The organism is Mycolicibacterium fallax (assembly GCF_010726955.1).
GTDB lineage: Bacteria > Actinomycetota > Actinomycetes > Mycobacteriales > Mycobacteriaceae > Mycobacterium > Mycobacterium fallax.
In genome coordinates this window covers 2,596,041-2,619,954 of record NZ_AP022603.1, presented here as the reverse complement: position 1 = coordinate 2,619,954, position 23,914 = coordinate 2,596,041, and the positions used below count along the sequence as shown (strand labels likewise).

20 protein-coding genes are annotated in these 23,914 nt (G+C 71.2%); 10 read left to right on the top strand and 10 right to left on the bottom strand.

Annotated features, from left to right (window positions below; genetic code table 11):
* The first annotated feature begins 8 nt into the window (after positions 1–8).
* Both G6N10_RS12485 and G6N10_RS12480 read left to right on the top strand, forming a co-directional pair.
* On the top strand, positions 9–608 hold the full coding sequence (locus G6N10_RS12485) for an Rv1363c family protein (RefSeq protein WP_085092447.1): 600 nt from the start codon (positions 9–11) through the stop codon (positions 606–608).
* The gene (locus G6N10_RS12480; protein WP_085092446.1) at positions 605–1,300 is read left to right on the top strand and encodes a hypothetical protein; all 696 of its coding nucleotides are present in this window, start codon (positions 605–607) and stop codon (positions 1,298–1,300) included. Before G6N10_RS12485 ends, G6N10_RS12480 begins: the two co-directional genes overlap by 4 nt.
* An 11-nt stretch (positions 1,301–1,311) precedes the next feature.
* Here G6N10_RS12480 and G6N10_RS12475 read toward each other — a convergent pair whose 3' ends face one another.
* Both G6N10_RS12475 and G6N10_RS12470 read right to left on the bottom strand, forming a co-directional pair.
* The gene (locus G6N10_RS12475) at positions 1,312–1,833 is read right to left on the bottom strand and encodes a transcriptional regulator (protein WP_085092445.1); all 522 of its coding nucleotides are present in this window, start codon (positions 1,831–1,833) and stop codon (positions 1,312–1,314) included.
* A complete protein-coding gene (locus G6N10_RS12470) occupies positions 1,830–4,856 on the bottom strand; it encodes an MMPL family transporter (protein WP_085092444.1) in 3,027 nt (1,008 codons plus the stop codon). Before G6N10_RS12470 ends, G6N10_RS12475 begins: the two co-directional genes overlap by 4 nt.
* Positions 4,857–5,088: 232 nt before the next feature.
* Here G6N10_RS12470 and G6N10_RS12465 point away from each other — a divergent pair, with 232 nt between their 5' ends.
* A complete protein-coding gene (locus G6N10_RS12465; protein WP_163742418.1) occupies positions 5,089–5,736 on the top strand; it encodes a hemophore in 648 nt (215 codons plus the stop codon).
* 148 nt (positions 5,737–5,884) lie between these two features.
* Complete coding sequence (locus G6N10_RS12460; protein WP_085092442.1) at positions 5,885–6,256, top strand: heme-binding protein; 372 nt, start codon at positions 5,885–5,887, stop codon at positions 6,254–6,256.
* 66 nt (positions 6,257–6,322) lie between these two features.
* Here G6N10_RS12460 and G6N10_RS12455 read toward each other — a convergent pair whose 3' ends face one another.
* From G6N10_RS12455 to G6N10_RS12445, 3 genes are read right to left on the bottom strand one after another with little or no spacing between them, the layout of a single operon-like run.
* On the bottom strand, positions 6,323–6,670 hold the full coding sequence (locus G6N10_RS12455; RefSeq protein ID WP_109750354.1) for a DUF3054 domain-containing protein: 348 nt from the start codon (positions 6,668–6,670) through the stop codon (positions 6,323–6,325).
* A 35-nt stretch (positions 6,671–6,705) separates the two neighbouring features.
* Positions 6,706–7,908, bottom strand: a complete 1,203-nt coding sequence (locus tag G6N10_RS12450; RefSeq protein WP_085092440.1) for a M23 family metallopeptidase — start codon at positions 7,906–7,908, stop codon at positions 6,706–6,708.
* A 44-nt stretch (positions 7,909–7,952) separates the two neighbouring features.
* A complete protein-coding gene (locus tag G6N10_RS12445) occupies positions 7,953–9,023 on the bottom strand; it encodes a lysylphosphatidylglycerol synthase transmembrane domain-containing protein (protein ID WP_085092439.1) in 1,071 nt (356 codons plus the stop codon).
* An 87-nt stretch (positions 9,024–9,110) separates the two neighbouring features.
* Between G6N10_RS12445 and G6N10_RS12440 the strand changes: the two genes are divergently transcribed.
* Complete coding sequence (locus G6N10_RS12440) at positions 9,111–10,253, top strand: AI-2E family transporter (protein WP_085092438.1); 1,143 nt, start codon at positions 9,111–9,113, stop codon at positions 10,251–10,253.
* Between the two features lie 342 nt (positions 10,254–10,595).
* Here G6N10_RS12440 and G6N10_RS12435 read toward each other — a convergent pair whose 3' ends face one another.
* Genes G6N10_RS12435 through trmB form a run of 3 tightly spaced genes read right to left on the bottom strand, consistent with a single transcriptional unit; the run spans position 10,596 to position 15,147 of the window.
* Positions 10,596–13,619, bottom strand: coding sequence for a trehalose monomycolate exporter MmpL3 (locus G6N10_RS12435; RefSeq protein WP_085092437.1), 3,024 nt, complete (start codon positions 13,617–13,619; stop codon positions 10,596–10,598).
* Between the two features lie 56 nt (positions 13,620–13,675).
* Positions 13,676–14,371, bottom strand: coding sequence for an NYN domain-containing protein (locus tag G6N10_RS12430; RefSeq protein WP_234810398.1), 696 nt, complete (start codon positions 14,369–14,371; stop codon positions 13,676–13,678).
* Positions 14,368–15,147, bottom strand: a complete 780-nt coding sequence (trmB, locus tag G6N10_RS12425) for a tRNA (guanosine(46)-N7)-methyltransferase TrmB (protein ID WP_085092436.1) — start codon at positions 15,145–15,147, stop codon at positions 14,368–14,370. Before trmB ends, G6N10_RS12430 begins: the two co-directional genes overlap by 4 nt.
* 158 nt (positions 15,148–15,305) lie before the next feature.
* Here trmB and G6N10_RS12420 point away from each other — a divergent pair, with 158 nt between their 5' ends.
* From G6N10_RS12420 to G6N10_RS12400, 5 genes are all read left to right on the top strand, one after another.
* The gene (locus G6N10_RS12420) at positions 15,306–16,391 is read left to right on the top strand and encodes a hypothetical protein (protein ID WP_234810396.1); all 1,086 of its coding nucleotides are present in this window, start codon (positions 15,306–15,308) and stop codon (positions 16,389–16,391) included.
* Positions 16,388–17,941 carry a hypothetical protein gene (locus tag G6N10_RS12415; RefSeq protein WP_163742414.1) on the top strand — a complete coding sequence of 518 codons (1,554 nt, stop codon included), beginning with the start codon at positions 16,388–16,390 and terminating at the stop codon, positions 17,939–17,941. The genes G6N10_RS12420 and G6N10_RS12415 overlap by 4 nt, the downstream gene beginning before the upstream one ends.
* A gap of 141 nt (positions 17,942–18,082) precedes the next feature.
* The gene (locus G6N10_RS12410; protein ID WP_085092434.1) at positions 18,083–19,900 is read left to right on the top strand and encodes a phosphoenolpyruvate carboxykinase (GTP); all 1,818 of its coding nucleotides are present in this window, start codon (positions 18,083–18,085) and stop codon (positions 19,898–19,900) included.
* Positions 19,901–20,480: 580 nt separating this feature from the next.
* Complete coding sequence (locus tag G6N10_RS12405) at positions 20,481–20,693, top strand: hypothetical protein (protein ID WP_133055044.1); 213 nt, start codon at positions 20,481–20,483, stop codon at positions 20,691–20,693.
* Positions 20,694–20,701: 8 nt separating this feature from the next.
* Entirely contained in the window at positions 20,702–23,068 is a 2,367-nt protein-coding gene (locus G6N10_RS12400; protein ID WP_163742411.1) for an EspK C-terminal domain-containing protein, read from the top strand.
* 4 nt (positions 23,069–23,072) lie between these two features.
* Here the strand turns inward: G6N10_RS12400 and G6N10_RS12395 are convergent, their stop codons facing one another.
* On the bottom strand, positions 23,073–23,441 hold the full coding sequence (locus G6N10_RS12395) for a PIN domain-containing protein (RefSeq protein ID WP_244960454.1): 369 nt from the start codon (positions 23,439–23,441) through the stop codon (positions 23,073–23,075).
* Between the two features lie 8 nt (positions 23,442–23,449).
* Positions 23,450–23,698 (bottom strand): type II toxin-antitoxin system Phd/YefM family antitoxin, encoded by a 249-nt coding sequence (locus G6N10_RS12390; RefSeq protein ID WP_163742406.1) that lies wholly within the window; start codon positions 23,696–23,698, stop codon positions 23,450–23,452.
* Positions 23,699–23,914 lie beyond the last annotated feature (216 nt).

Here is a 23,914-nt window from a genome sequence, read left to right as displayed (position 1 = left end):
CTCGGGCCGTGCCCAGCGACGACCAGACCGACCCCGACGCCGATACGACCGGCGCCGACCCGGCCGAGTCCGGCCCAATGTTCTCCCGATTCGGCATCGCCTCGGCGGTGCTGGCGGTGCTCGCCGTCGCCGCCGTGGTGTGCGGCGGGCTGGCCTGGTCCCGGCACAGCGCCGCCGAGGCGGAGCGCAGCCACCAGAGCGATGTGCTGCAGGTCGCCGCGCAGTGGGCCAACACCCTGGTCAACATGAACGCCGAGAACGTCGAGGCCAGCCTGGCCACGCTGCGCGACGGCACCGTCGGCGAACTGAACACCGACTTCGAGGCCGTGCTGGGGCCGTTCCGCGACGTCGTGCAGAAGGTCAAGGCGGCCACCACCGGCCAGATCGACGCGGTGGCCATCGAGTCGGTGCGCCGCGACGACGGACCGGCGCCGGAGCCGGCGCTGCCCGACGGGCTGGCCGAGCGCACCGAATCGGTCATCGTGGTGGCGAACGCGACCAGCCAGAACGCCGCCGGCAAGCCGCAGGCGCGGTCCTGGCTGCTGCGCCTGGAGGTCGCCGAGGTCGACGGCCAGCTGCTGATCTCCCGGCTGGAGCCGCTGCGATGAGGAACCTGTGGCGACTGCTGGCCTTCGACCTGGCCGCGCCCGCGCTGATCCTGGCCGCGCTGGCCGGCATCGGCGTCGTGCTGGACTGGCCCACCTGGTGGGTGTCCGTCGCGTCAATGCTGGGGCTGTTGGTCGTGCAGGGCGTCCTGGTGAACCTGTACCTGCTGCGCCGCGACGGGGTGTCGGTCGGCACCGACGACGACGCGCCCGGGCTGCGGCTGGCCGTCGCCGGCGTTGCCGCCGGAGCCGCGGTGGCCGCCGCGCTGGTCGCCCACACCCACTGGACGGTCGCCGACCGCACCTTTGAGGCCGACCGCGCCGCGGTGGTCAGCGTCGCCACCGAGGTGGCGGAGGCGACCGCGACGTTCTCCCCGGCGGAGCCGACCGCCGGGATCGAGCGGGCCGCCGCGCTGATGGTGCCCGGGTCGGCCACCGCGTTCCGGGACAACTTCGGCCGCTCGACCGCGGACCTGGCAAAGCGCCGGATCACCGCGCAGGCGCAGACCGTCTCGGCCGGGCTGGAATCGCTGGCCCCGGACGGGGCCACCGCGGTGGTGGTGATGCGCACCAGCCAGACCGCGCCGGGCAAGTCGGCCAGCCGGGCGGTGGTCGGGCTGCGGCTGTCGCTGCAGCCGAGCGCCGAGGGTTGGCGGGTCGTCGACATCGCGCCGCTGCAGCGCGTCGACGGCTGACCGCAGCCCGGCTACCCCTGGGTGGGGTGCTCGCGCTGCGCGCGCATCTTGGCGAACCGGTCCGAGAGCCGGCGCATCCGGATCATCAGCGAGGCCGGCGGGCAGTCGGTGCCGGCCAGGTGGTCGGCGAACTGGGTGGCGGCCACCCCGATCCGGGAGGCGAACTCACGCTGGGTCAACCCGGAGCGGTCCAGCAGCATCCGGACGTGCCGGGACACCTCGGCGCGTTCGGTGGCCTCCAGATGGGTCCGCGACCGGGTCAGTACCTCGTGCATGGCCTTGGCGATGCCGCGCAGCTCGCTGCCGTCGGACCGGTTGGTCTCCAGCACCTCCTCGACCTGCCGGGAGGTGCGGCCGAACGGGTCCCGCTTGACCGCGACGACGATGCGCTGCCACACCGAGATGTCGCCGTCCTCCAGGGCCGCCCGGATGGCGGCCGTCGACCAGAACTCGACCGGACGGCCGCTGTCGGAGGGCGGACGCTCGGCGGCGGGGCGGCCGAGGTCGCCGGTATCGCTGGCGGTCAACGTCACCTCGCTTCCTCAAGCATCGCCACGGCCACCGACAGGCAGCGCTCCCGAATCCGTTCCCAGTCGCGACCGGCGGCCGCGTTCGTGCCTGACCCGGGTGGCGCCGCCCCGGGGGCGGCCGACCCGGGGGCTGCCGACTCGGCGAATCCACCGGGTCCGTCACGCGGGTCCGGGTCGGCGAGCCGGCGGACCAGCCGGGTGCTCACCCAGGGGCGGCCGGGCGGCTCGCATTCGGACCATCGACCACAGTAGTACTCGTCCATCCGGGCCAGCACGTCCGCCACCGTCTCGGCGTCGGTGGACTCGACCAGCTCGGCGAACTCCGCGAAATCCTGCCGAGTATTGCGGCTGAGCAGCAGATATCCCTTCAGCCGGAAGGTTTCCGCGCAGGTTGGGATGCGCAGCCGGTCCCCGGTCGGCAACTGCACGCTGGCGGTCTCGACCGGCTGGCTGCGGATCAACTCCGGCACCGGGTCGTCGGACTGGGCGCTCAGCGCGTCCAGCGCCACCGCCAGCCGGGTGCGCCACACCGCCACCGGATGCACCGGCCGGGTGATCCGCTCGGTCATCGCCGCGGGCATCGCGGCATCCAGCGGGGAGCGGGCATCCAGCGGGGATCGGGCGCCGCCGAGGGCGGCCCCGTCGCCACCGCGGACCCGCCCGTCCAGCGCGGCGCAGCCGCTGAACGCCAGCGGGTCGGCCACCGTGATCGCGTCGGGGGCCAGCCGCTGCAGCCGCGCCGCGCCCTTGACCACCATCCGGACGTCGGCGTTGGAGGCCGCCAGGCCGGGCAGGTCGTCGGCGAACGTCACCATCTCGGTGCCGTCGACCCCGGGCAGCGGCTTCTCGAAGTCGACCGACGGCAGGATCCTGTCCAGCCAGCGCGGCAGCCACCAGTTCCACTGCTCGAACATCACCATCAACGCCGGGACCAGGATCAGCCGGACCACGGTCGCGTCGACGGCGATCGCCACCGCGCAGGCCACCCCGAGCTGGGCGACCAGCGGCATGCCGGCGAAGGCGAACCCGATGAACACCGCGATCATGATCAGCGCCGCACTGGTGATGGTGCGGGCGCTGGTCGAGACGCCGTAGGCGACCGCGTCGCGGGTGTCCCCGGTCAGCAGGAACCGCTCCCGGATCCGGGTCAGCAGGAAGATCTCGTAGTCCATCGACAGGCCGAACGTCAGCGCCAGCACCAGCGGCGGGACCGTGCTGTCGATGGAGGTGAGCCGCTGGAAGCCGAGCGCCTCCAGCCAGCCCCACTGGAACACCACCACCAGGCTGCCGTAGGCGGCGGCGACCGAGAGCACCGTCATCACGACGCCCTTGAGGGCCAGGAACACCGAGCGGATGGCCAGCAGCAGCATCACGAACGCGATCACCGAGACGAACAACAGCACCCGCAGGGCGGTGTGATCGACCCGGTCGTCGAAGTCCTTGATCAGCGCCGTCGGCCCGCCCACCGAGACGGTCACCGGGCTGGCGTCGGCGACGGCGCCGGTTCCGCCGGCCAGCACCCTGGGCAGCTGGACGCGCAGCCAGTCCACCGTGCGCCGGGCGGCCAGATCCTCCGGGTCCACCGACAGCACCCCGGACAGCAGCACCGAGTGGTCGTCGTTGCCGTACACCGGCGGGCTGACCGTGACGATGTTGATGGCGCGGTCCATCTCCGCGGCGACGGCGTCGACCAGGGGCGCGTGGTCGGGCGCCGAGGCGATCCCGTCGGGGAACTCCAGCAGCACCCGCACCGGCCCCAGCGCGCCCGGACCGAGCGCCTCGGCAGCGGCGTTCACCCCGCCGCGGATCTCGTGGCTGGCCGGGAACTGCCGCAGCATGCTGTTGCCCAGCACCATCGAGAACGCCGGGGCCGCGGCCAGCAGCAACGCCAACGTCGCCAGCAGCGCCGACAGCCAGGGGCGTCGCATCACCCGTCGGACCCACACCGACCAGAACGGCATCGCCTCGGATTCGCCGCGCCGACGGGACAACTGCAGCAGCGGGGACCGCCGGGCCGCCGAGCGACCGAAGGTGGCCAGGATGGCCGGGGTCATCGTCACCGAGGTCAGCACCGACAGCACCACGGCGAGGATCGCGCCGGTGGCCATCGAGGCGAGCACCGGGGTGTCGATCAGGTAGATGCCGGTCAGCGACGCGATCACGGTCAGCCCCGACAACACCACCGCCAGACCCGAGGTGGCCATCGCGGCGTCGGTGGCCTGCGGCACCGTGCGGCCCTGACGCAGTTCCTCCCGATAACGCATCAGGATGAACAGTGAATAGTCGACGGCCAGCGCAATGCCGAACATCGACACCGTCGAGGAGACGAACACGCTCATGGTGGTCAGCTGCGAGAGCAGATAGACCACCCCCATCGTCACGGTGACCGTGCAGATGCCCAGGATCAGCGGCACCGCGGCCGCAGCCAGCGAACCGAACACCGCGATCAGCACGATCAGCACGATCGGCAGGTTCCACCGCTCGGCCGCGGCGATGTCGTGCTTGGTGCTGGTCTGCGCCGCCGCGCCGAGCGCGCCCTGGCCGATCACGTAGAGCCGGACGGTGCCCGAGGCGTGCTCGCCGGGCTCGGATCCGGTGACCCCGATCGCCTGCCGCAGTTGCCGGGCGACGTCGACGGCGCCGGTGTTGTTGAAATCCAGCCGCAGCGACACCACGTAGGGGCGGTCCGGTTGCGGCGGCGGCTGGGTCGGGTTCGGCGTGATGGTGACGTTGGGGGCCTCCCTGGCCACCCGCTCCAACTCGGCCACCGCCGCGGTCATGTCGGCGTAGGTGGCGTTGGCGCGCGGCGCGGCGACCAACGCCAGCGGCGAGGCGCCCTCGTCGGGGAAGTGGTCCTCGATGGTGCGCTGCACGTGCAGCGATTGGGAGCCCGACACCTCGAATCCGCCGCCGGTCAGCTGGTTGGAACCGGTCAGCAGCAACCCCACGGCCGGCACGAGCGCCAACAGCCAGCCGGCGAAGACCAGCCAGCGGTGGGTGCGGAGGGTGGCGCTCATCCGCATCATGAATTGCTGAATGACGACACTCCCTGACCCGCAGACGGCCTGCGTGCCGTGAGCCTACAACAGCCGAATATGGCCCGGCTGAATACGCTGACCTGCAGCTAAACCGTTATCCGATGGCGACGAGTGGCTCTCGGCCGGGCGTCCTGGCAGGATGGGGGCAACCGTATCCGGTCGGGGGATCGTTGCGGCGGGTGTCCGGCTGCGCCGTCCGCCGACCGCCAGGAGGCTCCGCGTGATTCGCACCGTTCGTCGTCATCCCGTCTCGGGCGCAGCGCTGGCCGCCGCGCCGCTGCTGGCGGCCGCGCTGGCCGTCGCGCCGATGGCGGTGGCTGCCCCCGACTCAGGGACCCCCGACGCGGGCACGCCGGGCACCGCCGATCCGTGCTCGGCCAGCGAGATCTCCAAGACGATGAGCGCGGTGTCGTTGGACACCGGCAACTACCTGGACGCGAACCCGGACACCAACCGGGCGCTGACCGCGATCGCCGCCAAGCCCGGTGATCCGCGGGCGGTTGCGGCCGTGCAGGCCTACTTCGAGAAGAACCCGCGGGCCGGCCGGGATCTGCAGCTCATCCAGCAACCGCTGAGCGCGCTGTCCAGTAAGTGCGGCATGCCGATCGCGATGCCGCAGATGCTGGGCCTGGTGCAGGCCGCCCAGCAGCCCGGTGCGGTGACGCCGCCGTCGCTGACGCAGGTCGGCAGCACGCCGGCGACCCCGGGCCTGTCGATCGTGCCGGTGGTCACCCCGCCGGTGCCCGCCGCCACCCCGCCGGCTCCGGTGGCCACCCCGCGGGTGCCTGCCGCGACGCCGCCGGTGCCCGCCGCCACCCCGCTGGTGCCGGTCGGGCGACCCCAGTCGCCGGCCATGATCGCGCGCTGATTTCCTCGCCGACGCCCGGCGCCGGGCCGCTGCACGGGCGGCGGCGGTGCGCGCCGAGCCCGGCGGCCGATGTTCGCCATGTGTCGCGGCGCAAAGTCTGCTTAGCTTGGGTAGCGATCGTTACGTATTCGAGATTGGAGCTCGTCCCATGAAGCTGTCTGTCCGCCGCGGGGCCGCCGCGCTGATCGGCTCCGGCACTCTGCTCGGTGCGCTGGCGTTCGCCGTGGCCCCGACGGCCCTGGCCGACGATCCGCCGCCGCCGCCGAACTGCACCGCCGCCGATTTCGCCGGCGTCAACTCCGGGGTCTCGGCGGCCACCTCGGCGTACCTGTTCACCCACCCGGACGTCAACGCGTTCTTCACCGGCCTGCACGGGAAGCCGCGCACCGAGATCAAGAGCGACGTGCAGGACTACTTCAACGCGAACCCGCAGGCCCGCGACGAGCTGACCAACATCCGTCAGCCGCTGGCCGACATCAAGAATCGGTGCGGCTTCTCCAACGTCGCGCCCACGCCCTAGCGAACCGAAGCCGTCAGGCCCATTCCCGGATGCCGGGGGTGGGCCTGCGGTGTCGGTGCGGCCGGCTCAGCGGCGAACCAGAAGGGCGGCAACCGCCCGCCAGCCGAGCAGCAGCACCGCGGTGGCGATCGAGGCGACCACGATGAAGCTCGGGGCCACGGTCTGCCCGGAGACCGCCCGCAGCACCATCCCGACCGCGACGGTGGCCACCCAGATGCTCACGCCGGCGGGCAGCAGTGCGATCGGATTGCGCCAGGCCCGCGCGGCGACCCAGCCCACCGCGGCCCCGGCCAGAAACGGCCAGGCGGTCTGCGCCAAACCCGCCAGGGTGGCCGCCTCGGCGTGACTGCGCCGGCCGACCGCGCAGAACACCAGCACGGCGACGACGTCGAGAACCACCGCCGCGACGATCATCCGGCCGGCACGGGAGGTTGGATCAGCTACCGAATTCATTGTGAGACAGAGTAATCCATCACATCCCAGACCAGCGGCCCGACCTCGGTGAGGTCGCGCTTGGCGAAGCCGGGGGTCAGCTTCGCCGGCTGCGCGGCGAGCAGCCGGTCCAGATCCGGGTCGCCGGCCACCCGCTGGGAGAGCCGGAAACTGTCGATCACGAACGGCAGCCCATTGGCGGCCAGCGGGTCGGGGCCGTCCATCACCTGGAAATGCAGATGCGGCGCGGTGCTGTTGCCGGAGTTGCCCAGCTCGGCCAGCGACTGCCCGCGGGTGACCCGGTCGCCGGGTTTGACCGCGACGCTGCCCGGCTTGAGGTGCGCGTAGAGCGCGTGGTTGCCGTCGCCCAGGTCGAGCACCACATAGTTGCCCGGGTACTGATCCAGCGCCAGCCCGCCGGGGGCCTTGCCGGGGGTCTGATCGGGCAGATCGTCGCGGACCGCGCGCACCGTCGCGTCGGCGACGGCGTGCACCGGCGCCCCGTAGTACGGGTAGCTGGTCAGCGCCGCCGGGTCCCCGGTCGCGATCCGAGTGTTCCCGTCGAGCTGCAGGTAGTCGACGGCGAAGCGTTCGGCCGCCCACAGCGACCCGTTGATCGGGTTGAGCGCCATCCGGTGCGAGGTCATGCCGCAGCAGCCGTTGATGTCCATCCAGCCGGCGCCGTCCAGCGGCGGCGCCAGGCTGATCGGCGTCCGGCTCGACACCGCGGTCGGCGCGACCTGCTGGGTGGCCGAGGCCGCGATCAGCCCCGGTACCGGTTTGGCGACGCTCAGCTCCACCGCGTGGGTGAGCTGTTCGGGCACCGCGGCGCCGTCGACGGCGATGTCCAGCCACACCGTCGCGGACTGCCCGGGCCCGAGCACCGTCGTCGGGGTGCCGGGCGCACCGAGCGCGCGGGTCCAGTACTTCAGGTTGTCCCCGGACAGCGTCAGCAGCTGCCGGTCGCCGTCGCGGGCGGTCAGCGAGGTGAGGGTGACGTTGCCGCCCGTCGCGTTGGTCAGCCGCAGCTCGTAGGCCAGGTGGGTGCGGCCGTCGGTGGCCGCCACCGGTACCGGCTCGGCCAGCACGGTGCCGATCAGTGCCGTCGGCTCGGCCGGCGGCAGTGCCGGCGGCGGGCCCGACGCGGTGTCCTTCGATCCGCAGCCGGCCAGCAGCAAGGCGCCGGCCAATACGGCGGTCAACAGCGGGTTTCGCCTCATCCGCCGATCCAAGCACGGCCGCGGACCGCCCCGGCGCGGTTTGCTCAGTCCCGGTGGCCGCGGGGGTCGGTGCCCGAGCCGGGTGCGTCGTCCAGGTCGACGTGGCTCTCGGTGCGGAAATTGAAGAAGAACACCACCCAACCGATCGCCGAGATGAAGATCCAGCTGACCAGGCGGTAGATCAGCATCGCCGAGATGGCGTCGGGCAGTGACATGCCGCTGGACACCAGGCCGGGCACCAGCACCGCCTCGACCACCAGCAGACCGCCCGGCATCAGCGGGATCGCGCCGACCGCGCGGGCCGCCGCGTAGGCGACCGTCACCCCGGCCAACGACGGGTGGCCGCCGGCGGCGTAGGCGGCGAACAGCAGGCAGGTGACGTCGGCGATCCAGTTGAACAGTGACCAGCCGAACGCGGTGGCGAGCTCACCGCGGCGCAGCTTCACCGCCTCCAGCTGGCGCAGCATCGCGCTCCAGCGCTCCCGGCCGGCCTCGACGGGCCGGTTGCGCAGCTCGTTGATCCAGCCCAGCACCCGCACCCCGATGCCCTCCAGCAGCTCCCGGCGGGTGGCGACGGCCTGGGCCAACAGCAGCAGCAGCACGCAGCCGCCGACGGTGAACAGCAGCGAGAACGGGTTGCTCTTGGCGCCGAGCATGAACGCGCCGGTCAGCCCGATCACCGCCAGCCCGACCACCTGCAGGGCGCCCGACATCACCAGCTGCCAGGACGCCACCAGTGGTGAGGCGCCCCACATCCGCTGCTGCCGATAGATGAACGTCGCCGACAGCACCGGCCCGCCGGGCAGCGTGGTGGACAGCGCGTTCCCGGCGTAGAAGGCCGCCTCCGAACGCCACTGCCGCACCCGGACGCCGGCGGACTTGAGCAGTTCGCGCTGGATCTGGGCGAAACTGTGCATCGACATCATCGCGGCCACCGCGGCGGCGAGGACCCAGGCCGGGTTGGCGTCGCGCAGACTGCGCCAGGCCTGGGCCAGCTGGTCCCACACCAGGGTGGCCTCCACGGCGAGCACCGCGACGACCGTGCCGAAGATCGCCCAGCGCAGCCACCAGTACCGGCGGCGCGAGGTGTCGCGCTGGTGCACCGTGTTCGCCACCCAGTCAGCGTAACGGCGGATCAGGGGGATTCGGCGCGCCGATTGTGCTGCGCCCCCAGCCCGGTATCGGACCGTTATCCTGGCGATATGCCCGCTGTTTCGGTGCTCGACGACGAATCTGTCACCCCCGCGGTGCGCAAGGCGGCGGCCTGGGCGTGGCGCCTGCTGGTGTTGCTGGCGGCGGTGCTGGCCGGGCTGTGGGTGATCAGCCGGCTGAAGGTGATCGTGGTGCCGGTGCTGATCGCCACCATGCTGACCGCGCTGCTGCTGCCGGCCGTCGACGCCCTGGAGCGCCGCCGGGTGCCGCGCGGCGCGGCCGTCGCGCTGATGCTGCTGGGTGGGCTGGCCACCCTCGGCGGGCTGCTGGCCTTCGTGGTCGGTCAGTTCGTCAAGGGCCTGCCCGATCTGGTCGAGCAGGTCACCCGCAGTATCGATTCGGCGCAGCGCTGGTTGATGGAGGGCCCGCTGCACCTGAGCATCGAGCAGATCGACACCGCGGGCAATTCCGCGGTCGAGGCGTTGCGGAACAACCAGGCGCGGCTGACCAGCGGCGCCCTGTCGACCGCGGCGACGGTGACCGAGATTGTCACCGGCGCCCTGCTGGTGATGTTCGCGCTGTTGTTCTTCCTGCACGGCGGCCGGGCGATCTGGGCGTTCGTGGTGCGGATGTTCCCGGCCGGGGTGCGCGATCGGGTCAGCGACGCGGGCCGGGCCGGCTTCGGGTCGCTGATCGGCTACGTGCGGGCGACCTTCCTGGTGGCGCTGGTCGACGCCGTCGGCATCGGCGTCGGCCTGGCGATCATGACGGTTCCGTTGGCGCTGCCGTTGGCGTCGCTGGTCTTCCTGGGCGCCTTCATTCCGCTGGTCGGCGCGGTCGTCACCGGATTCCTCGCCGTCGTCGTCGCACTGCTGACCAAGGGGATGGTGTACGCGCTGCTGACGTTCGCGCTGATCATCGCCGTGCAGCAGTTGGAGGCCCACGTGCTGCAGCCGGTGGTGATGGGCCGGGCGGTGTCGATCCACCCGTTGGCGGTGGTGCTCGGCATCGCCGGAGGCGCGGTGCTGGCCGGGATCGTCGGCGCGCTGCTCGCGGTGCCGATCATCGCGTTCCTCAACAGTGCCACGCGGGTGCTGCTGGCCGACGACCCCGCCGCCGAGGAGGCCAAGATCGACGCCATCCGCGGACCGATGATCTCCGAAGGCGCGGTCGATCCGCCCGACGACGAATAGTCCGCTGCCGGCTTCGCGACGGTGACACCTTTGGTGGTGCAATTTCGGCGACGGTGACGGTTCCGTACGGCCGGCTGCGCGACGGTGACACCTTTGGTCGTGCATTTCAGCGACGGTGACGGTTCCGTACGGCCGGCTTTGCGACGGTGACACCTTTGGTTGGAGAATCGCGTTCTCGCTGCCAATAGCGTCACCGTCGCGAAGGTCGACTGCAAGAAGCGTCACCGTCGTGGCCGAACACAACCAAAAGTGTCACCGTCGCGGACAGCGGTAGGCCGCTTCTCCACGACGGTGACACTTTTTGCGGTGCAACCGGATCGATGAACCGGGGAAGCTGGCTCGTTAGAGCCGGCCCTCCCGGCGCAGCAGATCCTGGGCGCTGACCCCGCCGCCGCGGCGGGGGTTCTTGTCGGTCTTCGTGTCGGGTTCGGCCTCACCCCGGGCGTTCAGCTTCTCCGTCGCCGCGTCGGTGTCGCGCTTCCCGGCTGCCGGGAACGCGTGGGTGGCGGCCTCGGGGTTGTCCGGTTCGGGCCGGTCGGGCTCGGGTTGGGTCGGCAGCGCGGTCGTCGGAACCGCGTCCGGTGCGGGCGGCGCCGGCGGGCCGGCCTGCTTGCCGCGCAGTTCGCCGAGCCAGGACTCGATCTCCCGCTCACCGGTCGGGGCGGCCGGCTGCTCGGGGCGCTGGTGCCGGGGCAGTGCCGCACCGGCACTGCTGACCGCGCGGCGCATCTTGTCGCGGGCCCCGGACAGACCGCCGAACCGGGTGGTCGGTGCGTCGTCGGGACGCTGCGCCGGGCGCGGCGGCTCGGGTGCCGGGCGCGGCGGCTCGGGTGCCGGGCGCGGCGGCTCGGGGGCAGGCAGCCGGCTGGTGCCCGCCTCGCCGATCGGATCCGGCGCGGGCATCCGCGAGGTCCCGGCCGTCGACGGCGTCTCCCGGGGCGGACGCAGCGCGGGGCGCGCCGGGCCGCGGGCGGCACCCTCGGGCGCCGGGTGGGTCGGATCGTGCGGGCGGCGCTGCGACGGCTCGCGGGCCGGGGCTCCGGCGAGCACCGCGGCTGGCTCCTCGGGACGGGCCACCGGGGCCTTGCGCTCGTCGGGCAGATCGGTCTCGCCGAGACCCATCTTGACCTGCAGGACCTTCATCCAGCGCGGCGCCCACCAGCAGTCGTCGCCGAGCATCTTCATGATCGCCGGGACCAGGAACATCCGGACGATGGTGGCGTCGAGCAGCAGGGCGATCAGCAGACCGAAGGCCAGGTACTTCATCATCACCAGGTCGGAGAAGACGAACGCGCCGGCGACGACGGCCAGCACCAGGGCCGCGGCGGTGATCAACCGGCCGGTGGTCGCGGTGCCGATCCGGATCGCCTCGGCCGTCGACATGCCGCGCTCGCGGGCCTCCACCATGCGGGAGACCAGGAACACCTCGTAGTCGGTGGACAGGCCGTAGATCACCGCGATGATCAGGCCGATCATCGGTGCCATCAGTGGCTGCGGCGTGTAGTTCATCAGCCCGGCCCCGTGCCCGTCGACGAACATCCAGGTCAGGATGCCCATCGTGGAGCCGAGGGTCAGCGCGCTCATCAACGCCGCCTTGATCGGCAGCACCAGCGAACCGAAGGCCAGGAACATCAGCACCGTCGTCGTGGTGATCAGCAACAACACCATCAGCGGCAGCTTGGCGAACAGACTGTGGATACTGTCCTGCTCCAGCGCCGGGGTACCGCCGACGGACACTATGAGGCCGCGCGGCACCGGGATGTCACGCAACTGGGCGATCTTGTCCGAGGCGTCGTTGCGGTTCTCCAGGCCGTTCTGCAGCACCCGCACGTCGGGATGCTTGGCGCTGTCCTCGTTGCCGGGGCGCTCCTGCCACATCTTGTCGCGGTCACCGTCGGGCTCGACGAACCCGGAGATGTTCATCGCGCGGCTGCGGATCTCGGCGATCTGGGCCTCCGAGACGGGCTGCCCGTTGGTGCTCTCGATCACCAGCGTCAGCGGCTCGGTGCGGAAGTTCGGGAAGAGCTGGTCGAACTCCTCCTGGGCCTGCCGCACGGAGTTGTCCGGCGGCAGGTACTTCTCGCTGATGCCGCCCAGGGACAGGCCACCCAGCGGGATGATCATCGCGATCATCAGGATCAGGATCGGTACCGCGAACGCCATCGGGCGTTTCATCACGATGTTGACCAGCTTGCCCCAGAAGCCGTTCTCCACCTCTTCGCGGGTCTTGGTCTTCTGGGTGCGCGCGGCGAACCATTCGATGATGGCGCGGGAGAAGCCCCAGTTGCGCAGGAACGGCACCCGCAGCAGCGTCCGCACGCCCAGCGCGTCGACGTTGGGGCCGAGGATCGCCAGCGCGGCGGCCAGCACGGTGATCGACAGGATCGCCGAGAGCATCACCGAGGCGATGATGGCGTAGGTGATCGACTTCAGGAAGCCCTGCGGGAACAGCAGCAGTGGCAGTGACGACGCCACGATTATGACCGCGGAGAACATCACCGTGCGGCCGGAGGTCATCACCGTGCGGCGTACCGCGGCCTCGGTGTCGTAGCCCTCGGCCAGCTCCTCGCGGAAGCGGCTCACGATGAACAGGCCGTAGTCGATCGCGATGCCCAGGCCGATCAGCGTGACGACGGGCTGGGCGAAGAAGTGCACCGGGGTGGCCTCGGCGACCAGTCGCATGATGCCCAGCGCGCCGGCGATCGACAGGCCGCCGATGATGGCCGGCAGCGCGGCGGCGATCACGCCGCCGAAGACGAAGAACAGCAGCACCGCGACCAGCGGGATGGCCATCACCTCGGCGCGCTGCTGGTCGACGGCGATGGTGCCGGTCAGCTCGCTGGCCAGCGGGTTGAGCCCGGCCAGCTTGATGTTGCCGTCGTTGAGCTCGCGCATCGCGGGTTCGACGGTCTGGTAGTTCTTCAGGATCGCGTCGTCGTTGTCGCCCTTGAGCGGGATGGAGATGAAGGTGTGCTTGAGGTCGGCGGTCTTCATCTGCTGGACGGTTTCGAAGGTGGTGTCGCGGGCCTTGAGCCAGCCGACCCAGGACATCACCTGATCACTGTTGTCGGCGACGAAGGAGTCGAGTTCCTTGACCATGGCGTCGGCCCACTTGGGGTCGTCGACCTTCTTGCCGTCCGGCGGCGTCAGGATCGCCACCACGTGGCTGGTCCGGTCGCGGCCGTACACCTCGTCGGCGACCAGCGAGGCGTGCACGGACTGACTGCCCTCGTCGTAGAAGCCACTCTGGGTGACGTGCTCACCCAGTGTTATGCCGTATACACCGCCGCCGAGGCACAGTGCGACCATCACGCCGATCACGATGTACCTGAAGCGGAAAACCATCCGACCCCACCAGGCGAACACCTAGGCTCCTAACGCTGTTCGATAAGTCTGTATGTGGCCCCGATGCGTGTCCGGTGTCACGCTTTGGCCGCCAGTAGCGACGACAGCGGCCGGAACGGTTGCAGCCATGCCCCTTGTTCGGGGAGCGAATCGAGGCCGATTCGCGGGAGCGGCTCCCGGAAGACACCGGTGATGTCTTCCAGATCGACAAACTCCAAGGTATCCGACGCTAGCGCCCAGCTGGCATGTTCGCGAAATCCGAGCACCGCGACGTCGGTGCCGTCATCGCGGGCAATCTCCTCCAGTGGGAGCCGGAACGCCTGCCCGTCGGCGGAGGCGACCAGCAGCGCGGCCAGCCCCTCGGCGCGCCGCCGCGCGATGTGGGCGAGCATGTCGGAATCGACATCGCTGTCCTCGTCGACCTTCGGCTTGGCAAAGACCGCGAAGCCGACGTTGCGCAGCGCCTCCACCCACGGCCGGACGACCTCCGCGGTGCCCGGCGCGATGTTGGTGAACACCGTGGCCTCGGGTTCGAGCAGCACCGGCCCGTCCGGCCCGGCGGACAGCTCCTCGGTCAACTCCGCGGTGCGGGCCAGCAACCATCGGCCCAGCGCGTCGAACCGGGGGCGGTGCGCGGCGGTGGGGCGGCCGCCGAGGATCGAACCCAGGCCCATGTCCAGGTTCGGGGCGTCCCACACCAGCAGCACCCGCGGCGGCGTGGCCGGGCGGTCGGCGACGGCGTCGGTCTCAGTGCTGTCGGTGGTGGTTGTCACAATCGCACCCAGATGAACTCGTTGATCGGGCTGCCCACTTCGGCGGCCTTGGCCTCGTACTTCGTCGTCGGTCGGCGCACCGAGATCGGCAGGCCGGCGAACTCGGCCTCGTCGGTGACCCGGCGCAGCCGCGGCTCGCCCGCGCCCACCTCGGTGATCTGCTCGGCGTAGTCGGCGTGATCGGTCGCCGCGTGCAGCACCCCGCCGGGGCGCAGCCGGTCGACGATCAGGTCCAGCGTCTGCGGCTGCAGCAGCCGGCGCTTGTGGTGCCGGGCCTTGGGCCACGGGTCCGGGAAGAACACCCGCACCCCGGTCAGCGCGCCGGACGGGATGAGGTGCTGGAGCACGTCGATGCCGTCGCCGCGGATCAGCCGGATGTTGGTGACCGGGGCGTCGGTGGCCGCGGTCCGGTCGATCGCGCCGAGCAGCTGGGCCAGGCCCTTCTTGTAGACCTCGACGGCGATCACGTCGAGGTCCGGCTCGTCGCGGGCCATCGCCAGCGTCGAGATCCCGGTTCCGCAGCCGACCTCCAACACCAGCGGGGCGCTGCGGCCGAACCAGGCGTCGGTGTCCAGCGCCGGGTAGTGGCCGCCGGGCTCGGCGGGCCGGGCCACGGTGCCGATCTCGGGCCACAACCGGTTCCAGGTGGCCTGCTGGGAGTCGCTCAGCGAGGAGCGCCGGGACCGGAAACTGGTGACGCGGCGATGCGGGTGCGATGGCCGGATCTCGGCAGCCTCGGGCCCACTATGCGCATGCATCCCCCCATCGTCCCTCATTGGGGCCGGTAGACCGCAATCCTGGCGCAGATTGATACTCAACGGTTGCTTTCCCGGCGCACCGGTCTGGGGATGACCGACTCGCGGCCCGGCGACCCGGCTGTCACGATGGCCCCACTCGTCACGCCCGGGGCGCCGGGCCCGTAGTGGGGGAGGCCATGACCGAACCAGGCCACCGGATGTTCGCCGACGCGCTGGCACGCTGCGCGGCGACCGAGCCGGCGCTGCCCGCCGACCGCAGCGGGGATCTCATCGATCTCGCCGACCGGCTGCGCGCGCCGCTGACCGTGGCGGTGCGGGGCCGGCCCGGGGTGGGCCGGCGGACCGTCGCCCGGGCGCTGACCTGCGCCGGGGTGACGACGGTGGACCGGGGCGCGGAGCTGGTCGTCCGGGTGCTGGCCGAGGTGCCCAAGCCCGAGGACCTGGCCGCGCTGGCCGGCCCGGATCGGCCGGGGCTGCTGATCCTCAACAAGGCGGACCTGACCGGGTTCCGGCCGGGCGGTCCGGTGGCCGCGGCCGCTCGGTACTGCGTCCGGCTGGCCGCGAGCACCGGGGTACCGGCCGAACCGATGGTGGCGCTGGCCGCCGTCGCCGCCGACGGCCTGGCCGACGGTCCCGAAGACCCCGACGGCGGGGCCCTGGCCGCGCTGCGGGTGCTGGTCACCGCGCCCGCCGACCTGAGCTCCCCGGACGCCTTCCTGGCCGGTGCGCACCCGCTGTCGGCGCGGGTGCGGGCCGGGCTGCTGGAGCGCCTGGACCTGTTCGGCATCGCGCACGCGGTGGTGGCGCTGCGCGCCGATCCGGCGGCAGGCGGCGCCGAGGTGTGCGCGGCGCTGCGCCGCGCCGGGCGGATCGAACCGGTGATCGCGGCGCTGGCTCGGGCCGGGGCGACGCCGATGTACCGCCGGGTCGCGGCCGCCACCGCCCGGCTGCGGGAGCTGGCCTGCGGTGATCCCGACGCCGAGGATGCGGTGGCGGGCTTCCTGGCCGGGGACGACGCCGTCGCCGCGCGGGCCGCCGCGGCCGCCGCGGTGCTGGCCTCGGCGGGCCTGACCGTCGAAAGCGGCGCGGCGGACCCCGAAGGGCCGGGGCGCCCCGAACCGGGGCTGCGCGCGGCGCTGCGGTGGCGGCGCTACCGCGACGGCCCGCTCGATGCGCTGCACCGCGACTGCGCCGGGGACCTGGTCCGTGCCGCGCTGCGGCCCGCCCCGGCCGGGCCGACCCGATGCGGGCCGACCCGATGAGCGGCGACCGGATGAGCGCCGACCGGATGAGCGCCGACCCGATGAGCGTCGACGCGCTGATCGCCGCCGCGGCGCCCGGGGTGCGCCCGCCCACGGTCACCCGCCGGGACGTGGTGCTGGTCACCGGTCCCTGGCTGGCGGGCGCCAGCTCGGTGTGCGAGATTCTGGCCCGCCGGCTGCCGGAGCTGCAGGTCGTGGAGGCCGGGGCGTTGCGGCACGGCGAGGTGGCGACGCTGACCGTGTTTGTCGCCTCGGCGACCGCGCCGTTGACGCCGTCGGACCGGGCGTTGCTGGAGCGCGCCGCCGCGGCCACCGACGCGGTGGTCGCCGTCGTCACCAAGATCGATGTGCACCGCCGCTGGCGGGAGGTGCTGGAGGCCAACAGTGCGGTGCCGGTCGGGGCTGGCCGGGTGATCCGTTGGGTCGGCGCGGCCGCCGCCCCCGACCTCGGCGAACCCCGGGTCGATGAGCTGGTCGAGGCCGTCGGCGTCGTGCTCGCCGATCCCGACCTGCCACGGCGCAACCGGCTGCGGGCCTGGGAGGACCGGCTGGCCGCCGAGGCCGGGGCGCTGCGCCGCGACGCCGACGGGGTGGGCCGGGCGGCGGCCGTGGCGGCCCTCGGCGTCGAGCGCACCGAGCTGCTGCGCTCGGCCCGCCGGGATCGCACCGAACGCGCGGTCACGCTGCGCACCGGCCTCGGGGCGGCCCGCATCGAGCTGGGCAGCCTGGCCCGCAACCGCGCCGCGGCGCTGCGCGACGAGCTGGCCGCCGACGCCGCCGCGGTGACCCGCCGGCGGCTGGCCGGCTTCGAGCCCGCGGCCCGGGAGCGCGGCCATCGGCTGCTCGCCGAGGTCGACGACGCGATCGCCGCGCGGGTCGCCGAGATCGCCGCCGGGGTGGGGCTGCCGGTCCCGCCGGCGCCGGGGGAGCAGGCCGACGGGCCGCGCTGCGGTCCGCCCGGGTGGCGGGCCGGTGGGCTGGAGGGTCGGCTGATGCTGGTGCTGGGCGCCGGTTTCGGGCTGGGCCTGGCGCTGACGTTGAGCCGGCTGCTGGCGGGCCTGGCGCCGGGTCTGGCGGTCGCCGGGGCGGTGCTCGCCGCGCTGGCCGGTGCCGCGGCCAGCGGCTGGGTGGTGGCCGGCCGGCGGCTGCTGCGTGATCGGGCCATGCTGACCGGCTGGTCGGCGACGTTGGCCGCGGCGGTGCGGGCCTGCGCCGATCAGCGGATCGCTGCCGGGCTGCTGGCCGCCGAGGCGTGGCTGACCCGGGAACTCGCCCGCGACGAGGACGAGCGGGCGGCGGCCACCGCGGCCGCGCTCGCCGACGTGGTGGCCGGGCTGCGTCAGCACGCGCTGGCCGGGGCGCGGGCGACGGCGCTGGCCGAGCGACGACTGCCGGACCTGCAGGCCGCGTTGGTGTTGGTCCGCGCCGAACTGTGCCGGGCGGCCGGTGCTCCGGAGGAATCGGCGGCCGGGGCGGCGGCAGAATCGGCGGCCGGTGCGACCGAGAGCACCGCGGTCGATGAGATGTGGCGTACTGAATCGTTCATGTGAGTGATCGGACACACCCTGGATTCACCATGACCTGGGCACTCGCGATAACCTCGTAGGGAGAGCCGTCCGTTTCTGTCGGCGCGCCGTCGCGCCCGGCGCGGGGCAGAAATTCGGATCGAGAACTTGGGGTAGGAGACTTCGATGACCGCAGCGACAATTCCCGGACTTGATACCGCACCGACCGAGCATCCGGGCCTGCTGGCCTGGGTCGCCGAGATCGCCGAACTCACCCAGCCCGACCGCGTGGTGTGGGCCGACGGCTCGGACGAGCAGAACGCGGAACTGTGCGAGCACCTGGTAGCCGCCGGTACCTTCCAGAAGCTCAACGAGGACAAGCAGCCCAACTCCTACCTGGCGCTGTCCGATCCGTCCGACGTGGCCCGGGTGGAGTCGCGGACCTACATCTGTTCCGAGCGTGAGGTTGACGCGGGCCCGACCAATAACTGGATGGACCCCGCCGAGATGCGGCCGCTGATGACCGAGCTGTACCGCGGCTCGATGCGCGGCCGGACCATGTACGTCGTCCCGTTCTGCATGGGCCCGCTGGACGCCGAGGACCCCAAGCTCGGCGTGGAGATCACCGACTCGGAGTACGTCGTCGTCTCGATGAAGGTGATGACCCGGATGGGGCGCGCCGCGCTGGACAAGCTCGGCACCGACGGCTTCTTCGTCAAGGCGCTGCACTCGATCGGTGCGCCGCTGGAGCCCGGCCAGGCCGACGTGCCGTGGCCGTGCAACGAGACGAAGTACATCACCCACTTCCCGGAGACCCGGGAGATCTGGAGCTTCGGCTCCGGCTACGGCGGCAACGCGCTGCTCGGCAAGAAGTGCTACGCGCTGCGGATCGCCTCGGTGATGGCCCGCGACGAGGGCTGGATGGCCGAGCACATGCTGATCCTCAAGCTGATCAGCCCGCAGGACAAGGCCTACTACGTGGCGGCGGCGTTCCCGTCGGCCTGCGGCAAGACCAACCTCGCCATGCTGCAGCCCACCATCCCGGGCTGGCGCGCGGAGACCGTCGGCGACGACATCGCCTGGATGCGGTTCGGCAAGGACGGCCGGCTGTACGCCACCAACCCCGAGTTCGGTTTCTTCGGCGTCGCGCCGGGCACCAACTGGGACTCCAACCCGAACGCCATGCGCACCCTGGAAAAGGGCAACTCGGTGTTCACCAACGTCGCCAAGACCGACGACGACGACGTCTGGTGGGAGGCGCTGGAGGGTGAGCCGCAGCACCTGATCGACTGGTTGGGCAACGACTGGACCCCGGAGTCCGGCACCAAGGCCGCCCACCCCAACTCCCGGTACTGCACCCCGATCTCGCAGTGCCCGACGCTGGCCCCGGAGTGGGAGACCCCCGAGGGCGTGCCGATCTCGGCGATCCTGTTCGGCGGCCGGCGCAAGACCACCGTCCCGCTGGTGACCCAGGCGCACGACTGGCAGCACGGCGTGTTCATCGGGTCGACGATCGGCTCCGAGCAGACCGCCGCCGCCGAGGGCAAGGTCGGCGCGGTGCGCCGCGACCCGATGGCGATGCTGCCGTTCATCGGCTACAACGTCGGCGACTACTTCCAGCACTGGATCAACATCGGCAAGAACAGCGACGAGTCCAAGCTGCCGAAGGTGTTCTTCGTCAACTGGTTCCGCCGCGGCGACGACGGCCGGTTCCTGTGGCCGGGCTTCGGTGAGAACAGCCGGGTGCTCAAGTGGGTCATCGAGCGGATCGAGGGTTCCGGCGAGGGTGCCAGCACCCCGATCGGTGTCGTCCCGACCGCGGCCGACCTGGACCTGAACGGCCTGGATGTCACCCTCGCCGATGTCGAGGAGGCGCTGAAGGTCGACGCCGACGAGTGGCGTGCCGAGCTGCCGCTGATCCAGGAGTGGTTCGACTTCGTCGGGGACAAGCTGCCGACCGGCATCAAGGACGAGTTCGACGCCCTCAAGCAGCGCCTCGCCTGACCGCACAACCGTTGATCGCCCGGGTCCGTCTGGACCCGGGCGATCTGCGTTTATCCGGCCATCCGCCGGACTTGAGGTTAGCCACGCAGTCGGTCAGGGTGGGGGAGCGGTAGCCCCGAGTCCTGGCGTAGTCCTGGTGTAACGCGCGTGGTTGACAGGCCTACCTCATAGAATTATGACCATCGACACGATCCGGGAGGACACCATGACGCAGCCACTACAGCCGTCCAGAATGGGTGTGCGGGCAGCGACGTTGCCTCCCCCCCCTCAGCCTCCGATCCCCCCGGAGTACCAGATGCCTCCAGGGTCCCTACCGCCGGGGCCGAGCGCAAAGAAGCGAACCGGATGGAAGGTGGCCGCTGGCGCGCTCGCCACGACCGCAGTCTTCGGTCTCGGATTCCTCGCCGCACAAGCGATTCCGCGGAGTGGACACGACGCCAGCACAGAAGCCCCCGCAGTGGTATCGCCGCCCGCATCTACCGCTGGTGACGCCAGTCAGAATGAGCGCTTGTGCACCGCATACGCCATCGCACGTGCAAGCACGCCCAGCAGTGGCCAAAGCCCACTGGACGTGCTGACGGTGAGCGCCGCACTTCGCATCGCGCTGCTGGAGAATCCCCTTGCTGACAGCGATATCCGACAAGCCATCGGTGAACTCGCCGAGGTCAATGAGGCGTGGATCGTTGCGAAGACCGGAGCGGAGTCTAGGGGCCTTGCCCAACTTCCGACCTACGAGAGACAGCGAGAGGCCGCTGCCTACGCTCAGGCCGCGACCGTCTGCCTGGATCAATAGGAGCTTAGATGCTTGGGGGCGACATTCCGCCACCTCAGGGTCGGGCGACCGTCTTGCTGGGGATTCCGGCGGTATTTCCACAGCTCAGCGAGACAAGCCTTGAGCAGCTTGCAACTGCGGATAGGTCGATCGCCGCAGCGTGGGAGGAGTCCGGGAACTGGCTGCGCGGCCACCGCGATCACACCGCCGACCTACTGAAGGGCGAGGCCGGCGATGCTGATCGCACGGCGGTGAGCCGCCTGCTGAATTACGTCTTCGGCGGCGCCGATTGGCTGACCACACGGGCGTCCAAACGGGAGCATTACGCCGCAGCGATCCGCGGCACCAAAAAGGCACTGAGCTTGGCAGCTGAAGCCGCCGAGCAGGATCTGCGGCGGCTAGAGAGCCTGGACCTGCCAGTGGGACAGGTCCAGGCTCTTCTGATTGAGCGCTACAACGGCGAGGTGCTGGCTGCCGTTGAACGCGGCCTGGAGGACGCCGCTACAGCACCCCAGCCGGGCATGATACCGGTGAGCCCGATGGGCGGCAGCCCGATGGGCGCAACCCCGATGTCCACCCAAGACCAGCCGGTCATCCGGCCCGTCAACAACGAAATTCCGACCACCAGCCCTCTAGATACGGTGGATAGCCCTGTAGCCAATCCCCTCGACCCAACGGCAAAGCCGAACACCAGCCCACTCGACCCCGTGGATAGCCCTCCCCTCGACCCAACGGCAAAGCCGAACACCAGCCCACTCGACCCCGTGGATAGCCCTGTAGCCAATCCCCTCGACCCAACGGCAAAGCCGAACACCAGCCCACTCGACCCGGTGGGGCCGGGGATTTTGTCGCAGGTGCCGAAGGCGCCGACGGCCCCATCGATGCCGAGTGCGCCGTCAATGCCGTCTGCTCCCTCAGCGCCGTCGATGCCGTCCTCACCGCTGGGGAATTTGAAGCCGCCGGGGATGCCGGGGGGACTCCCGGGAGCTCCGGGGACGCCGTCGGTGCCGACGACACCGGCGTCGCTGTCCTCACCGCTGGATAGTGGTCTGGGGCAGAGCTTCATGAGCGGGCTTGGTGGTAGTGGCGCGATCGCCTCGACGCCCCCTCCTCTGATGCCGGCGTCGGGGTTGCGGTATGCGGAGGCGATGCCACTGGCGGCAGGAAATTCGGGAGTGGTGGGTCCGGCGCACGCCGCCCCGGCACCGGTGCCGGGTATGGGTGGCGGGGTGCCGCACATACCGGCGGCCGGGATGGGGTCGGCGGGCGGCGGTGGGGGTCCGGTGCCCTTCGTCCCGCCGGCGGGCACCGGCGGCCCGGGTCCGACCGCGCCGGCAACGGCAGGACCGCCGCCGCCCGCGGCGGGTGGGCCGCAGGGTGGGGCGCAGCAGGCGGGGCAGGCGCCCCCGGCGGTGCTGGCGGCATCGAGCAGTGCGGCGGCCGCGCAGTTGATGGGTGATGAATTGAATCCGGATTTGCTGCTCGCCCGGCGGGTGTTGGAGGGCCTGGTGCTGGGCACCGCGGCCCTGGCCGATCCGGTGTCGATGGATTGGGCGGTGTCGGTGCTGCGCACTCCGGCAGGGGTGCGGACGGTGATCGCCGGAAATATGGGTGATGGCGGGTATCTGCCGGCCTCGGTGTATGTGCCGGTGGGTGTCCACGTGGCGGTCAATGATCGGCTGCTGCCGATCGGATGGGCCGAGCAGTACATGGGCTGGAAGTACCCGGTCGATATTGTCACCGCGCACGCTGGGCTGATGTCGGAGCGGACCGCGGGAGTCACCCTGTCGGCGGTGGCCACCACCGCTGCGGCGAGCGCGCGGCCGGACGGGCCCGATTATCTGGTGGTCTCTCCGAAAGACATTCTGCTGAGCATGGCCCCGGCACCGGTCCTCGATGGCGGGCATTGGCATCGCCTGGTGACGCTGGATCAGGATCTGGCTCAACGTATTTCGGCGTTGGCTCGGGGGACTGAGCAGCGGCAGATGCTGGCGTGGGACATCACGCGGGCGGTCGCCGATGCGACGCAGGTCAGTAAGGCAGCTGGCGGCGCGGATCTGCTCGATAGCTATGACCTAGCGGCGCTGCAAGCGGTGGCCGGGGGTCATCCGGTCGATTGGGACCAGCAGCTCACACACGCCCAGGGCCGGGCCAATGGCGGCCTGTTTTTCCCGGGGGCCGCGATTCGGCCGCGCGATCTTGATGACGCGGCAGCGAATGTGACGATGCGACGGCTGTATGAGACCCTCTACCGCAGGGGCAGGATAGTGGAGCTGGTGCGGTCGTGGCGGGATCCGGCGCCGGATCCGGCCGATATCGCCTACTGCGGCATTGAAGCCGGCCACGGCGCCGAAGTGCTGGCCCTGGTCACTCAGTGGGAGAACCGAGCACGGTGATGCTCTACACGGTGATGACGTCGACCAGGTCGTCAAGTCCGCGAAAGTCGCCGGCGTTGCGCGTGTAGAGCGCTGCTGAGTGCGCGTGGGCGGTCGCCGCGATGAGTAAGTCCATCGACCTGGCGCGGGGTTGACGGCCGACGTCGACAACTGCTGCCGCGATCTGGCCGTAGCTGGCCGCCACAGCCTCGTCGATTGGCAGCGCATCGAATCCGCGCTGGAGGGCGAGGAGTCGCCGCAATCTTTCGGCGCGCACTGCGCCAGTCCTAGCGACGAGAACTCCGAAATGCAGCTCGGCGAGCGTGACGGCACTGATCGCGAGGTCTCCATCGAGGGGGTCGACGCCCCCGGCGATCACCACGCTGGTGTCCAAGATCGCCCTCACTGGCCGGCCCAGGGGTCGCGAATGTCGTGGGCGATCTCGTCGCGGTCGGCGGCCCAATCGGGATCGGCGGGTCCAGTGAACAGCTCGGACACGTCGGACCACTGTCGCCAGATTCTCGGTTTGGCTGGTACCAATCTCGCGCCGGGTCTGCCAGCCACTGTGACGGCGATCTCCTCGCCGCCTTCCACCCGGCGCACCAGCTCAGAGGCGTTCTGGCGTAGCTCACGCAAGCCAACGGATTGCATGCGACAATTGTAGCAATAGTGCTACATGCAAGGGGTGGGCCGATACCCAGCGGCCTGCCACCGCCACGCGACCGCTCCCGAATTGGTGGTCAAACGACTCCCGAATTGGCGGTCAAACTCATCGACTACTGCGGCATTGGATCCGGCCACGGCGCCGAAGTGCTGGCCCTGGTCGCTCAGTGGGAGAACCGAACACGCTGAGCGGGGCCGGTCGCT

What these genes read in the sequence shown, in the direction of transcription:
- G6N10_RS12480 (WP_085092446.1), top strand. Translation starts at nt 605, where the DNA reads ATGAGGAACCTGTGGCGACTGCTGGCCTTCGACCTGGCCGCGCCCGCG.
- G6N10_RS12470 (WP_085092444.1), bottom strand. Translation starts at nt 4,856, where the DNA reads ATGATGCGGATGAGCGCCACCCTCCGCACCCACCGCTGGCTGGTCTTC.
- G6N10_RS12460 (WP_085092442.1), top strand. Translation starts at nt 5,885, where the DNA reads ATGAAGCTGTCTGTCCGCCGCGGGGCCGCCGCGCTGATCGGCTCCGGC.
- G6N10_RS12455 (WP_109750354.1), bottom strand. Translation starts at nt 6,670, where the DNA reads ATGATCGTCGCGGCGGTGGTTCTCGACGTCGTCGCCGTGCTGGTGTTC.
- G6N10_RS12450 (WP_085092440.1), bottom strand. Translation starts at nt 7,908, where the DNA reads ATGAGGCGAAACCCGCTGTTGACCGCCGTATTGGCCGGCGCCTTGCTG.
- G6N10_RS12440 (WP_085092438.1), top strand. Translation starts at nt 9,111, where the DNA reads ATGCCCGCTGTTTCGGTGCTCGACGACGAATCTGTCACCCCCGCGGTG.
- trmB (WP_085092436.1), bottom strand. Translation starts at nt 15,147, where the DNA reads ATGAGGGACGATGGGGGGATGCATGCGCATAGTGGGCCCGAGGCTGCC.
- G6N10_RS12420 (WP_234810396.1), top strand. Translation starts at nt 15,306, where the DNA reads ATGACCGAACCAGGCCACCGGATGTTCGCCGACGCGCTGGCACGCTGC.
- G6N10_RS12415 (WP_163742414.1), top strand. Translation starts at nt 16,388, where the DNA reads ATGAGCGGCGACCGGATGAGCGCCGACCGGATGAGCGCCGACCCGATG.
- G6N10_RS12410 (WP_085092434.1), top strand. Translation starts at nt 18,083, where the DNA reads ATGACCGCAGCGACAATTCCCGGACTTGATACCGCACCGACCGAGCAT.
- G6N10_RS12400 (WP_163742411.1), top strand. Translation starts at nt 20,702, where the DNA reads ATGCTTGGGGGCGACATTCCGCCACCTCAGGGTCGGGCGACCGTCTTG.
- G6N10_RS12390 (WP_163742406.1), bottom strand. Translation starts at nt 23,698, where the DNA reads ATGCAATCCGTTGGCTTGCGTGAGCTACGCCAGAACGCCTCTGAGCTG.